Annotated in this window: 9 protein-coding genes and 1 pseudogene; 7 read left to right on the plus strand and 3 right to left on the minus strand. The window is 44.5% G+C overall.

Annotated features, from left to right (window positions below):
- Nucleotides 1-4 precede the first annotated feature (4 nt).
- On the minus strand, nucleotides 5-1,075 hold the full coding sequence (locus HMPREF9446_RS14440) for a M20 family metallo-hydrolase (RefSeq protein ID WP_009126456.1): 1,071 nt from the start codon (nucleotides 1,073-1,075) through the stop codon (nucleotides 5-7).
- Nucleotides 1,076-1,377: 302 nt separating this feature from the next.
- Between HMPREF9446_RS14440 and HMPREF9446_RS14445 the strand changes: the two genes are divergently transcribed.
- The 4 genes and pseudogenes from HMPREF9446_RS14445 to HMPREF9446_RS14460 form a co-directional block, all read left to right on the plus strand.
- A complete protein-coding gene (locus HMPREF9446_RS14445; RefSeq protein ID WP_039969697.1) occupies nucleotides 1,378-4,467 on the plus strand; it encodes a SusC/RagA family TonB-linked outer membrane protein in 3,090 nt (1,029 codons plus the stop codon).
- 14 nt (nucleotides 4,468-4,481) lie between these two features.
- Complete coding sequence (locus HMPREF9446_RS14450) at nucleotides 4,482-6,008, plus strand: RagB/SusD family nutrient uptake outer membrane protein (RefSeq protein WP_009126458.1); 1,527 nt, start codon at nucleotides 4,482-4,484, stop codon at nucleotides 6,006-6,008.
- A 195-nt stretch (nucleotides 6,009-6,203) separates the two neighbouring features.
- On the plus strand, nucleotides 6,204-8,009 hold the full coding sequence (locus HMPREF9446_RS14455) for an AMP-dependent synthetase/ligase (protein ID WP_039969760.1): 1,806 nt from the start codon (nucleotides 6,204-6,206) through the stop codon (nucleotides 8,007-8,009).
- A gap of 329 nt (nucleotides 8,010-8,338) precedes the next feature.
- Nucleotides 8,339-8,551, plus strand: a pseudogene (locus HMPREF9446_RS14460) (Arm DNA-binding domain-containing protein); the annotation flags it as partial.
- 42 nt (nucleotides 8,552-8,593) lie between these two features.
- Here the strand turns inward: HMPREF9446_RS14460 and HMPREF9446_RS14465 are convergent.
- Nucleotides 8,594-8,791, minus strand: coding sequence for a helix-turn-helix domain-containing protein (locus HMPREF9446_RS14465; protein WP_009126461.1), 198 nt, complete (start codon nucleotides 8,789-8,791; stop codon nucleotides 8,594-8,596).
- Nucleotides 8,792-8,890: 99 nt separating this feature from the next.
- On the opposite strand from HMPREF9446_RS14465, the gene HMPREF9446_RS14470 reads away from it, so the two are divergent.
- From HMPREF9446_RS14470 to HMPREF9446_RS14480, 3 genes are all read left to right on the plus strand, one after another.
- Nucleotides 8,891-9,241: a helix-turn-helix transcriptional regulator gene (locus HMPREF9446_RS14470; RefSeq protein WP_009126462.1), complete on the plus strand. Its 351-nt coding sequence runs from the start codon at nucleotides 8,891-8,893 to the stop codon at nucleotides 9,239-9,241.
- On the plus strand, nucleotides 9,234-10,823 hold the full coding sequence (locus HMPREF9446_RS14475) for a type II toxin-antitoxin system HipA family toxin (protein WP_009126463.1): 1,590 nt from the start codon (nucleotides 9,234-9,236) through the stop codon (nucleotides 10,821-10,823). The genes HMPREF9446_RS14470 and HMPREF9446_RS14475 overlap by 8 nt, the downstream gene beginning before the upstream one ends.
- 125 nt (nucleotides 10,824-10,948) lie before the next feature.
- On the plus strand, nucleotides 10,949-11,266 hold the full coding sequence (locus tag HMPREF9446_RS14480; protein ID WP_009126465.1) for a helix-turn-helix domain-containing protein: 318 nt from the start codon (nucleotides 10,949-10,951) through the stop codon (nucleotides 11,264-11,266).
- A gap of 566 nt (nucleotides 11,267-11,832) precedes the next feature.
- Here HMPREF9446_RS14480 and HMPREF9446_RS14485 read toward each other — a convergent pair.
- Nucleotides 11,833-14,751 carry a M16 family metallopeptidase gene (locus tag HMPREF9446_RS14485; RefSeq protein WP_009126467.1) on the minus strand — a complete coding sequence of 973 codons (2,919 nt, stop codon included), beginning with the start codon at nucleotides 14,749-14,751 and terminating at the stop codon, nucleotides 11,833-11,835.
- Nucleotides 14,752-14,791: the final 40 nt, after the last annotated feature.

A 14,791-nucleotide genomic window follows, 5' to 3' on the forward strand; every position in this document is an offset into this window, starting at 1 on the left:
GTTGTCAGATATCGGCTCCATCCAGCAGCTCCAGATATATTTCTATCGCTTCTTCTATTTCCTTGACAAATATAAACTCGTCAGCTGTATGGGAACGACTACTTTTTCCCGGTCCCATTTTCAGCGAGGGGAAAGACATCAAGGCTTGGTCTGACAGGGTAGGGGAACCGAAAGGAACACGTCCCATCGCGATTGCTTTCTGCACAACCGGATGTCCTTCTTCTACATGTGAGGAGCTTAACCGGAATGAACGGGGCTTGGCTTCACAGGCAATGTGTTTTTGTATTTCGGCAAACAATTCTTGGTTGTTATAACATTCATTGCTGCGGATATCCACAACAAAGGTGCAGCGGTCGGGAATCACATTATGCTGCGTTCCGGCATTAATCATTGTGACACTCATCTTTACAGGACCCAGTAAAGGAGATTCTTTGGAGAAGCGGTAATCGCGGAACCAGGCTATGTCGTCCAATACTTTGTAGATGGCATTGTCTCCTTCATTGCGGGCTGCATGTCCGGATTTGCCGTAGGCTGTGACATCCAGTACCATTAATCCTTTCTCGGCAATGGCAGGTTGCATCTCGGTAGGTTCGCCTACAATAGCGAATTGTATGGGAGGGAGTTCCGGGAGAACACACTCTATTCCGCCTTTGCCGGAAACTTCTTCTTCACAAGAGGCCAGGTATATCATGTTATACGCTTGCGTGGTACGGCATAGTTGCAGGAATACCTGCAACAGACTGACTACGCTGGCACCGGCATCATTACTTCCCAGTCCATATAATTTCCCGTTACTTTCCAAAGTAGGAGCGAACGGGCTCTTTCTCCAGCCATTGACGGGTTTTACCGTATCAATGTGTGAGTTCAACAGCAGAGTAGGTTTCTTTAAGTCGAACATAGGACTGAAGCACCAGACGTTATTTCCTTTTCGTCCGGTCGCCATCCCTTGCATCTCTATGTAATTCTGAAGATAATCGGCTGCTTCCTTTTCGTCACGGCTTAAAGAGGGAATACTTATCAGTGACTTCAACAATCCGGTCGCATCAGAAACTAAGGTCGGTATATCGTATTTCATATTCTAATAAAAAGTTATCGGTGTGCAAACTTACAAATAATTTTTAAGATAATAAGGGAAGAAACTTGAATCTTTAATGGGCAAAATACTTTCTATTTGCTCATTATTGAGATTTGTTTGCTATTATTTTATTAATATATTGGATGCTATTCTTTTTATATATAATTTTGCACGGGCTTAACTAAAATGTTATAATAGTGAAAAGATGATTATCATTCCTTATCATGATTGAATGAAAGCTTAAAAGCAAACAAATGACTTTCGTAATTATAAATCATTAATTAATCAAGTTTCGAAATTTTATGAATAGGTTTATTGGTTTTTTATGTGGCCTGTTCTTGTGCGTAATGGTGTACGCGCAGGATGTCACAGTGAAAGGTAAGGTTACGGCTCAAGGTGATGAAATGCCGGGGGTAACCATTATGGTAAAAGGTAGTAGTGGACAAGGTACAATTACTTCAGTGGACGGTAGTTATTCTTTGAAGGTGGATACAAAAGGTACACTTGTATTCTCCTACATAGGTTATGAAACGGTAGAAGTTCCTGTTAAAGGACGTAGTGTCATTAATGTAGAGTTGCAGGAATCTTCCATGGCCCTCAACGAGGTGGTGATTACCGTTCCTTATGGTACGGCCAAGAAATCAACATTTACCGGTTCGGCGGGCATTGTTGACAAGAAGCTTATCGCTTCCTCCCAGGTCAGCAGTGTGACAAAAGCTCTGCAGGGTAGTGTAGCCGGTTTGCAGTCATTTTCTACCAGCGGGCAGCCGGGAGAAGATGCCAGTATCTATATCCGTGGTATCGGTTCGGCCAATGCTTCGACTACCCCGCTTTACGTAGTGGATGGAGTTCCTTATGACGGTGCTTTATCTTCTATATCTTCACAGGATATCGCTTCTATCACAGTATTGAAAGATGCCGCTGCAGCTACTCTGTATGGTTCACGTGCTGCAAACGGTGTTATCATGATCACTACTAAACAGGGTGCTGAGTCTGCTCCGACTATTGAGTTGTCTGCCAAGTATGGTTTCTCAAGCCGTGCGGTAAGTGACTATGACCAGTTGAGTACAGATGATTACTTCAAACTGCAATGGGAAGCCATTCGCAATAAAGCGATGGATGATGGTCATTCAGCAGAAGATGCTGCACAAAGAGCCTCTTCCGGTTTGATTTCGTCTATCGGTATTAACCCTTACGGAACCAAATATGCACAGCCGATAGGGCTGGACGGCCAGTTGGTAGCCGGTGCTACTCCGTTGTGGAATGACAGTTGGGAAGATGCTTTGACGCAGGACGCGCATTACACAGACTTGAGCGCACGTATTTCCGGTGGAAGCAAGCATACCAAATATTATTTCTCTTTGGGTTACCTGGATGACCAGGGTGCTTATATTTGCTCTGGTTTTAAGCGTTATACTTTGCGTTCGAACATTACTTCCGATTTGCGTGATTGGTTACAGGTTGGCTTGAATGTATCCGGAACTCATTCTATACAGAATTACCCGAAACAGAACGATACGGCAATCGGTAATATCGTATTGGCTGCACGCTCATTGCCTTCTTTCTATCCGGTTTATGAACGTGATCTTGATACTGGTGCTTATTTACGCGATGAGAACGGGAATAGGATTTATGACTATGGCAAGTACCGTAAGAGTTCTTACAGCGGTTATAATTTTGCTCAGTCCATGTACTATGATAAGAACGAATATAAGAGAGATGCGGCTTCTATACGCGGATTCTTGCAGATAACCCCGATCAAGGGATTGAGCTATAAGATGTCTTTGAGCGTTGACTATAACAGTAAGTTCTCACATGATTATTCAAATCCTACTTATGGAAAAGAACCTTTGGTCGGTTCTGTGAGCAAGTCTAATTATCGCACTACCGGTATGACATTCAATAATGTGGTAAACTGGGAGCGTAGCTTCAAGGAAGTGCACAACATTCGCTTGATGGCCGGACAGGAGTATTATGAGTATAATACATCCAATTTCGGTGGTTCACGTTCCGGTGTGATTACTGATGGTTATTATGAACCGGATGCTGCGTCAACCTTGACCGGTTTCAGTGGAAACAGTGACCAGTACAAACTGTTGAGCTATTTCGGTAGTGCCGAATATTCTTATAATCAACGTTATTTCCTGTCGGCATCTGTACGTACCGACGGTTCTTCACGCTTCCATCCGGATAACCGTTGGGGTACATTCTGGTCGTTCGGCGGTTCCTGGAAAATCTATCAGGAAGCGTTTCTGGAAGAGGCAGCCAATAGCTGGTTGTCTAATTTGAGTCTCCGTGCAAGTTATGGCGCTCAGGGTAACGATAATGTGGGATATTATGCTTATCAGGAGTTATATAGTGTGGGCAGTTTCCTGGGAGAGACTACACTTCATACTTCCCGTTTGGCAACTCCGGATTTGTCTTGGGAAACCAACTTGAATTTTAATATCGGTTTGGACTTCGGCTTCTTTAATAATCGTATCAATGGTACTGTTGAATACTTTAACCGTGCGTCTAAAGATTTGTTATTTAGCCGTGACTTGATTCCTTCTTCCGGCTTTAGTTCGATTGACGCCAATATCGGTAAGTTGAAGAACTACGGTTGGGAATTTACATTGAACGGTACTCCTGTACTGACCCGTGACTGGACTTGGAGATTATCTGTAAATGCTACTACTTATAAGAACAAGATTGTTAAGCTACCTACAGAGGTAATGTGGCAAGGCTCCAAGAAGTGGGTAGAAGGTGGTTCTCTTTATGATTTCTGGTTGTATGAGTGGGGAGGAGTCAATCCCGAAACCGGTGATGCACAATGGGCATATTATGATGCTGACGGGACCAGACACTTGACCAACGATTACTCTAGCCTGACTTCGGACAAGAAGGTAAAAGCTGGTAGTTCGTTGCCTAAACTGAGTGGAGGTTTTCAATCTGACCTTACTTGGAAAGACCTTTCTTTGTCGATGTTGTTCTCCTATGGTATCGGTGGTAAAATCTACAACAATGACATCACCATGCTGATGAAGGTGAACGGTGGTAATGGTGACAGTATGAGTAAAGAGCTGTTGAACCGTTGGACTCCGGAAAATACACATACGGACATTCCCCGTTTGACACAAGACGGAACAAGCAAGTTTACTTCTTCTTCTACGCGTTGGCTGGTCGATCGTTCTTTCCTTCGTCTGAAGACAATCACTTTGAATTATAATCTGCCGAAGAGTTGGTTGCATCCGCTAACTGTGAAAGATGCAAGTGTATTCGTACAAGGTGAAAATATGCTGACATTCAGCAAGCAACAAGGTTTGGACCCAGAACAACCTGTCAGTGGTATGGCTTCTTTCCGTTATCCGGCTATGAAGACAATTTCGTTCGGTATCAATGTGAAACTCTAATAAAGAATATAAATATGAAGATGAATCTTAAAAATATATGTGCCGTTGCTTTGATGGCGTGTGCAGTGACATCTTGTGACTTGGATACTACTCCTACTACCTCACTTGATGCTGGAAATGTATATAAAGATACAGAGAATGCTGAGCGTGTGCTGAGAGGTGCATGGAATTATATCTTTAATTCAGGCTCTACTTATGCTTCTATCGGCATAGGCTCCATTCAACTGAATGACGATTTTGCCGGTTCAGATGCGGTCAGAACAAGAAGCTATGGTTTCTCGGGAAGTTATAATCTGACAAACGGATATTCGCGTGGTGAGTATAATGGTGTACTTTGGGACTTGATGTATGATCCGATTAATAACTGTAACGGTATTTTGAAGCATATAGACAATGTTGCCGGAACTGCGGAAGATAAGGCACGTATCAAGGGACAGGCATTCGCTACCCGCGGTTACGCTTATATGATTCTGGCTTCTCATTATTCATTTGCTATAGATAAAGATCCCAATGCAGTCTGTGTACCTATTTATACTGAACCGACAGATGACAAAGTTGCTTTGACCGGAAAACCGGCTTCCAGTGTTTCCGAAGTGTATGCTCAGGCTTTGAGTGATTTGGAGGATGCATTGGATCTCATCCCTGAGAATTATTCTCATGGCAATGTGAAGGAAGACCAATACAAGATTGACCATCTGGTAACACTGGGTTTGCTGGCTCGTACCCACTTATATGCCCGCAATTGGCAGGAGGCTTATGACTATGCTGTGGCTGCTTTGACCATCAATCCCTATTTGATGAGCGAAAGCGAATATAAGAGCGGTTTCAACGACTATTCAAATAAGGAATGGATATGGGGATTGTCTTGCACTATTGATGATAACATGCCCTGTTACCTGTTTTACTTCAAAGACTGTATTACTTCAGAAGGTTATACCAGCCTTAATATGGATCCTTACTTCAAAGCTAAGTTCGATGATGATGATTATCGTAAAGATCTATTCAATTGGGGACAGACAGCTTATGGAGACTGGGCTATGCTGAATAGCAAGTTCTTGTTTAAGGATGTTGATAATATGTTGGCTGACTTGGTTATGATGCGTACTTCGGAAATGTACTTGATCAAAGCTGAGGCCGCCGCCCATCTTGCAGGTAAGGAAAGTGAAGCGCAGCAAGCTTTGCAGACATTGCGTGATGCACGTATGAAAGCCGGTAAAACAGCGAAGGCTGTGACAGAAACGGGTGATGCCTTACTCAAGGAAATTTGGTTAGAGCGCCGTAAAGAATTATGGGGAGAAGGTTTTGCCTTGACTGACCTTATCCGTAACCAACAGTCTGTAGAACGCAAAGAATACAGTGGAACCATTACCGTGAATGGGAAGGAAGTAGCCGTGAACGGACATACCATTATCAGCCTGCCTGATAAAACTCCATTTGCTCCGAATAGTAAATATTACCTGTTCCGCATTCCTGAGAAGGAAGAGTTACAGAACCCCAATCTTTACTCTAAATATCCGAGATTGTCCATTTACGATTTATAATTTCGTAGAAGACATTTCATAAGATTGGTCCCCCTCTTTGTTGCCGATATGTGAATATCAGGTATGCAGAGAGGGGGAATCTTTTTATGGAGAGAAGCGTTGTTACAAACATATAATGAAGAATTCGTATGTATAATGGAAGTAGTTCCAAATGAAACCATTACCTTTGTAGCGTATTTATCAATTCATAAGATTATGACTTATCATCATTTGTCTGTCATGGTACATCGACAGGCGGAGAAGTATGGAGAAAAGATAGCCCTGAAGTACAGAGACTATGAAACCTCTCAATGGATTCCTGTTACTTGGAATAAATTTTCACAGACCGTCCGGCAAGTAGCCAACTCTTTGTTGTCGTTGGGGGTGGAGGTACAGGAGAACATCGGTGTCTTCTCACAAAACAAGCCCGAATGCCTATATATGGATTTCGGTTCTTATGCTGACCGTGTGGTGACTATACCGCTTTATGCAACCAGCTCGCCATCCCAGGTGCAATATATCATCAATGATGCGCAGATACGCTACCTCTTCGTAGGGGAGCAGTTTCAGTATGATGCTGCTTTTTGCGTATTCGGGTTGTGTAAGTCGCTGCAGCAGATTATTATCTTTGACCGTAAAGTTCAAAGGGATTCGCGGGACTTGACTTCCATCTACTTTGATGAATTCTTGAAGCAAGGTGAAGGATTGCCCTACAATGACGAAGTGGAACGGCGTACGGCGGAAGTCTCCTCTGCCGACATAGCTAATATTCTTTATACTTCCGGTACTACAGGTGAGCCGAAAGGGGTAATGCTGATGCATTATAATTATATGGAAGCTTTCCGTACACATGAAATTCGTATTCCTTCGCTTACCGATCAGGATGTGTCCATGAGCTTTCTTCCACTGACACACGTTTTCGAGCGTGGATGGACGTATGTCTGTTTGCAGCGGGGAGCCCAAGTTTGTGTCAATCTGCGTCCACAGGACATTCAGACTACAATTAAGGAGATACGTCCTACAGTGATGTGCAGTGTTCCTCGTTTTTGGGAGAAGGTTTATCAAGGTGTACAGGAACGCATTGAGCAGGAAACTGGTTTGAAGAAGGCAATGATGCTTGATGCCATCAAAGTGGGAAGGGCACATAATCTGGATTATTTGCGTTTGGGGAAGACTCCGCCTTTGATGCTTCATCTGAAATATAAGTTTTATGAAAAGACGGTATATGCCTTGCTTAAGAAAACGATCGGTATAGAGAACGGTACTTTCTTTCCTACGGCAGGAGCGGCCGTATCCAATGAAGTGTGCGAGTTTGTGCATTCGGTAGGCATTAATATGGTGGTGGGTTACGGACTGACGGAGAGTACAGCTACTGTGTCTTGTTTCCTTCCCCGGAATTTTGTCTTGGGTTCGGTAGGCGAGATGATGCCTGATCTGGAAGTGAAAATAGGTGAGAATAACGAAGTGCTGCTTCGCGGCAAGACTATTACCCCGGGATATTACAAAAAGGCTGAGGCTACCGCCGAAGCTATTGATGCTGACGGTTGGTTCCATACCGGAGATGCCGGACGTCTGGAGGGCAATACGCTTTATTTGACCGACCGTATAAAAGACCTCTTTAAGACTTCCAACGGAAAATATATTTGCCCGCAAGCTTTGGAAACGCAGTTTATCATCGACCGCTACATTGACCAGATAGCTGTAATCGCTGATGAGCGTAAGTTCGTATCGGCTCTCATCGTACCTGTTTACGGTCTGGTGAAAGGATATGCAAAGGAAAAAGGTATCGAGTACCAATCCATGAAGGACCTGTTGGAACATCCCAAAATACAGGCTCTGTTCCGTGCCCGTATTGACACCCTGCAACAGCAGTTTGCCCATTACGAACAAGTGAAACGATTTACTTTGTTGCCCGAACCTTTCAGCATGGAGCGTGGTGAACTGACGAATACCTTGAAGTTGAAGCGTCCTATTGTAGCGAAGAACTACAAAGAGATTATTGATAAGATGTACGAAGAGTAGGAGCACAGAATTAAAATAGTATGGTAATCCCCTTATTTAAGCTTTTATGGAATAAAGCTTAGGTAAGGGGATTTTGGTAATTAACTAATAGTTTCTTCTGCTGGATTAGGGACAGCTTCGGTTTCAATGAGGTAAACTGTTGGTTTCTTCTCGTGAAACCAGGTATTTCTAAAAGATGCTTTGGAAGTGAGTTACGTTACCAAATCGTAACTCACTTCCAAAAGTTCTCAAATGGGGTTCAATAGATTAATTTTCAATTGATTGCCTGTTTTTGCATAACCTCAAATGGCTCAACAGTAATTAAATTTGTAACTAAAAAAAGTTGAGTTATGAGAAGTACATTCAAAGTGTTATTTTACACAAAGAACCAATCAGTGAAAAACGGTAAGGCTCCTGTGATGGGCCGTATCACCATTAGCGGAACTCAGGCAGGTTTCAGTTGTAAGAAAGAAGTGTCCCTTACGTTGTGGGACGTCAAAGCGAACCGGGCAAAAGGTAAATCCGAAGAAGCCCGTACTCTTAATCAGGAACTTAATACCGTGTAAATAGACTTTACATCGTCTCATTTCAATTAACAGTTAAATTCAACTTTTCAATCCGATAGTCATTTGAAGCCCAAGCGTATCAAGAATGGAAAGCAATGTTGCCAATTTAGGATTGCCTTCTCCACGCTCGATGGCCACCAGTGTACTGATGTCCACGCCTGCCAGCTCGGAGAGTTCCAGCTGATTGACCTTCAAACTCTTCCTGCGCTCTTTAATAATCTTTCCTATCTCTTTCATATTCACAGTACATTGTGATTTCAAGAAAAGACAAGTCAGCTATAATCATTATATTTATATAGATTAATATTATATATTCAAGTTAATCCATACATTTATATGGATTATTTGTATATTTGCAAAAAAGGAACAACCATGTGGAATGAAATGAGCAATCCGGCTGTGCTGATGAGAATCGGCCAGCGCATCAAAGAGACACGTATCACGCAGCATATCACGCAGGAAGAACTGGCAACGGCTTCCGGTGTAAGCCCCTTGACCGTTGCGAACATCGAGAAAGGTAAATCGGTATCGCTGCTGTTGTTCATCAGCGTACTCCGCTCGCTCGGCCTGCTGGAGAGCCTGGAGCAACTGGTACCGGAAATCCGGGTCAGCCCGATAGAGCTCAAAAAACTGCAAGGAAAGAAACGCTACCGTGTACGCCATTTAAAACAAGATAACCATGAATGATTTGATAGTAGATGTAAAGCTATGGGGACAAAGCGTAGGCTCTCTCTATTGGGAAAAGGAAAGCAATGCCGCCTTGTTCGACTATGAACGGAAGTTCATCCGCTCCGGTCTTGACATTTCTCCTGTCATCATGCCCGTCGGCCAGTACAGGAACACACCCTACCGGTTCCTTGAAAACCGTACCGACTGTTTCAAGGGGTTGCCCGGCCTGTTTGCCGATTCATTGCCGGATACTTTTGGAAACCAGATCATCAATGAATGGTTTGCCAGCAAGGGATTGTCCGGAGAAGAGATTACTCCTTTAGACAGGCTTTGCTATGTAGGTAAACGTGGCATGGGTGCACTGGAGTTTGAGCCGTCCTCGCCAATCAACGGCATGAACGAATCATCAGTGCTCCATATCGAGGAACTGACGGAGCTTGCCAAATCCGTATTCACGGACAGAATGGCTTTTCAGGCCCAACTGCGCCAGGAAGGAAGAAACATCCTAGATATACTGAAAGTGGGAACATCTGCCGGAGGTGCCAAGCCCAAGGCCATCATCGCCTATAACGATATTACCGGAGAGGTACGTTCCGGACAGGTAAAAGCCCCTGAAGGATTCGGGTATTGGCTGTTGAAATTTGATGGCGGCAAATACTGCGAACACACGCAGATAACGGACAATCCACAAGGAATAGGAAATATCGAATATGCCTATCACCGGATGGCAAAAGCCTGCGGTATCGATATGATGGAATGCCGGTTGCTTCAGGAAAAAGAGTCATATCACTTTATGACACGCCGTTTTGACCGTATGGAAGACGGAGAGAAGATCCATGTACAGACATTGGCCGGGCTTGCTCACTATGACCGTAATCAACGCCATTCATACGAAGAGATATTCCGTATCATGCGGCAGATGAACCTCCCTTATCCAGAGCAGGAGGAACTATACCGAAGAATGGTATTCAACGTCATGAGCCGGAACCATGACGACCATAGCAAGAACTTCTCTTTCCTGATGGATAGACAAGGGAAGTGGAAGCTGGCCCCGGCATATGACCTCTGCTGCTCATACACACCGGGCGGCAAATGGACGAACCGCCACCAATTGTCACTCAACGGCAAACAAGATAATTTCACGATGGAAGATCTGCAAAAGGTAGGTGAGAACATGGGTATCCGGGAACACAAACAGATTATCGAAAAGGTACAGGAAACCGTATCGCATTGGCATGAGACTGCCAAGGATTGCGGGGTCAAGCCGGAACACGCCGATTTTATCGGAGAAAACTTGCTCTTGTTCGGCAAGCAACTGTATACGATCCAAATGCCGGACATTGCCAGCGAACAAGAGCAGGCTTTCATGAAGGCTATGCGAAATGATGACTTCAATACCATTCTGGAACTGAAGATGAGAGGATATCAGCCATCGGAGAACGTACTTAAAAGCCTCCAGCCGGATGTATCCGCTACCACCTTCATCGCTGCCGCCAAAATCTTCCAAATGGAAGGGATGCTAAAAAGCCTTCAGGACATAAAGCCTGCGCAAAGCCCAATTATAGGTGGCAATAAGCGAAGCGTTGAATTGGGGGATTAGCACACAAACGACATCTCGCACCATTCAATATAATGGTAAATATATTAATTATTATCTATCATATTTTGATTTAACAGTTAATATATTTACCTTTTCGATATGACAACGAATCACATCACCGAGCCATGGCCAATCCGGAAATCATAGCGGAACTGGGCAGGCGATTTAAGGAATACAGGCTAACCTATAGGTTCACCCAGAAAGAGGCTGCCGAGAAAGCCGGTGTCAGTCTTATCACCTTGCGCCAGTTTGAGAACGGGAAGGCCTATAACATCAATATGGGCAACTTTCTTGCCTTGCTGCGAGTAGTGGACTGTCTGGAACAGATGGACGATCTACTGCCGGAAATGCCTGTTTCAGCCTATACAATGGAACAAATAATGAATAAAAAACCGAAAACACACACCTCTCTCACCGCGCGTATTATACAATTTATTTCTTAAATATCAATGAGATGAACAGTATCCTGTCGTTATCAGATTCTGACAGGATAACTGGGGTAAGCCGCCATTGACCTACAATTTATAAACGACAGGCAGCTAAGATTATTTTGAATTATATCGAACTCACGTTAATCTAAAGGGGGAATCCTTAACTTGTCATATTCAAGCTATTAAGCCTGTCTTACGGGAGTTGCATTTGCTTTGCTTTTGTGGTAATCGGTGTTACTCGGGTAATGTCCCGGCATGAATTTTGACTCAATCTGCCAAGCTATGAATGATATCGGTATGGATGGAATCATACTATTGGAAACTTCCAGGGAAGCTAAAGAAAAACCTTTTGAAGTTAAGACTAAAAAGTCGCGGAGTTAAGTGAGATCTCTGTTCGCAGTGCGCGAACGGATATTCAAAGGCTGCGAACATATATTCAAGGCTTGCGAACGGATATTCACAAGCTTTGAATAAAGTTTAATAAAAGAATTCCGCCAACGGGTATATAAGGATAAAGCTGTACCAAAACGTATTTAATCACTTGGTACAGCTTTATCCTTATTTTATATCTCCGGGATTCAATATCCGAAGATTTCTTCTGTCGTCAGTTCTGTTATTGGCCCTACTTTCTTCAAGGCCTCCATGTCCAGGTCTTTCTTGTCACCGAGTATGCAATAGGAGTAAGTACGCCCTTTTATCCATTTCTTTTGGAAATCGATGACATCTTGTAAAGTGGCTTTCTGTACATCCTGGTACAATTGGATGCGGCTATCGGTATTTAGCCCGAAATCCTGTGCATTGATATAGCTCCAGACTACATTGTTCTTTATGGTGCGTTCTGTACGCAGGCGGGCTATTAACCCTTCTTTGGCCAGTTTGAAGGCAGCTTCAGATTCCGGCATATTGTTGATGATGTCATTAAATGTATTGATGGCATCTGTCATCTTGTCGTTCTGCGTGGCGATGTAAGTGCTGAAACTGTAGTTATACTTAGGCCAGCCCGGCTTGTCCAGTCCTGCCCATGCGGAGTAGGCCAATCCGCGGCTTTCGCGCATTTCCTGGAATACGATAGAGTTCATGCCGCCACCGAAGTATTCATTATATATACGGCGTCCGGACTCGATGGCCGGATCAAACTTTTCGCCACGGTTGGAATACTGAGCCATATATATCTGTTTCGCCTCGTAAGGGGCTATGTATATTTGGGTTTCAGTAGTGGGCTGTTGTTTGAATTCAATGCCTTCGGGCAGCTCTTTCAAGGTTTGGGGCACGTTGTGCTCCTTGTTGATAACGGCAAGGAAGTCTTCCTGTGAACTGGGGCCGTAGTAAGTGATGCGGTGTTTGAAACTGTTCAGGTTATGTATGCGGTTCACTAATTCCTGCGGATCCATTTCTTTCAGCTCTTTTTCGCTCAATACATTGGTAGCATGATTCTTGGGTCCCCATTCCATATAGGTCATGAGCCGGCTGAAGTTTTGCGACTGGTTCAGTTTGGCATCTTTCCGGCGTTTCAGCTGGTCATTTACCAGATTGCTGTAGGCGTCTCTGTTGACTTGTGCATTGGCCAGCAGCTTTTCAAACAGTTCTACGGCTTTCGGCATATTTTCGTTTAGTCCCATGAGTACGATATAAGTACGTTCGCTGCCCGGAGAGACAAAGAAGGTACAGGCCATGCGGTAGAACTCGCTTTTTACTTCTTCGGGTGTCATGTCCGATGTTCCCAGATATTCCAGGTATTGGGCAGCGGTGCCCAGCGCTTTGTCATTGCGGTTGCCCATATCGAAGAGGTACATCAATTGGAACAGGTCATTGGTGTCGTTCTGCTTATAGATGACCGGTATGTCTGATTTGGCTTTCAGCAGGCTGAGGTCTTTGGAGAAATCCAGGAATACCGGTTCGATGGGTTGAACGGTACTTGCTTGAATCTCCTTGAGGAAGCTGCTTGCGGTGTCGCGGTTCATCACGATGGGAGTGATTGCCGGCTTGCTCATCTTCTTCTCGTTCGGGTCTTTGCCCTGCTTCTTGTAGATAACGGCATAGTTGTTGTCCTTCAGATATTTATTGGCAAAGTCCACGATATTTTGTTTGGTCAGCTTAGACATGCGGTCCAGGGAGGTGACTTCGTCGGCCCAGTCGCTTCCGTTTACAAATGATTGTACGAACCAGTCGGCGCGGGCGCGGTTGCTTTCCTGCTGTTGCAGTTGATAGAGTTTGAAATTGTTGATGTTGGCTTCTAATATCTTCTCGTCGAAGTCTCCGTCGCGCAACTTCTTCAGTTCACCCAGCAGAAGGTCCTTCACTTCGTCCAGTGTCTGTCCTTGTTTGGGACGTCCCTGCATGGTGAATACACTGTAGTCCGACATGGTCATCGGGTAGCAGTATGCGCTCAGCGTCTTTTGTTGTTGCGCCAGGTCGAGGTCTATCAGGCCGGCTTGTCCGTTATATAAGATTTGTGAAACGACTTGCAGGGTTTCTATATCTTTGTCGGCGGCTCCGGGGAAACGCCATGCCAAAGCTACACTTTCTGCGTCGGGACCGTAAACCTCACGTGTAATCGGAGCGGTAATCTCGGTCTCTTTCGGCAGGTCCAGTTTGGGCAGATTGGGATTAGGCTGTAAAGAACCGAAGTGCTTGTCTATGGCAGTGATCATCTGGTCGGGATCGAAATCACCCGACAGGCAGATTGCCATGTTGTTGGGAACATACCATTGCTTGTAATAGTTCTTGATATTGGTAATAGAGGGATTTTTCAAGTCTTCCTGTGTGCCCAATACGGTTTGTGTACCATAAGGATGGTGCGGGAATAAGGCGGCCAGCATATTTTCGTACACTTTGCGCGGGTCGCGTGTCAAGGACATGTTCTTCTCTTCATACACGGTCTCCAGTTCTGTATGGAAACCGCGGATGATACAGTTCCTGAAGCGATCTGCCTGAATCCGTGCCCAATTGTCAACCTGGTTGCTGGGGATGTCTTCGGTGTAGCAAGTCACGTCGAAACTGGTGTAAGCGTTGGTGCCGTTGGCACCGATGGCGGACATGAGTTTGTCGTATTCATTGGGGATGGCCAGTTTGGAAGCTTCGTAAGAAAGGCTGTCTATGACATGATAAATATTCTTGCGGGCAACACTGTCTGTTGTCTTGCGGTAGATTTCGAATTGCTGTTCTATCTGGTCAAGTAACGGCTGTTCTGCTTCGTAATTCTGTGTACCGAAATGAGTGGTGCCTTTAAACATCAGATGCTCAAAATAGTGAGCCAGTCCGGTGGTTTCGGCAGGGTCGTTCTTGCCGCCTACGCGTACAGCGATATACGTCTGGATGCGAGGCTGGTCCTTGTTAACGGTCATATACACCTTCAGCCCGTTGTCTAACGTGTAGATTCGTGCTTTCAACGGGTCGTTGGGTACAGTCTCGTACTTGTACTTCTGGGAACAACTTCCCAGACTCAGTGCTACTAATAACAGCAGCGACAGACCGATTTGCTTGAATGGATTGTTCATAAGTAATACTTATTAGGTTGATATCTGCAAATTTATGTTT

Source organism: Bacteroides fluxus YIT 12057 (assembly GCF_000195635.1).
Taxonomy (GTDB): domain Bacteria; phylum Bacteroidota; class Bacteroidia; order Bacteroidales; family Bacteroidaceae; genus Bacteroides; species Bacteroides fluxus.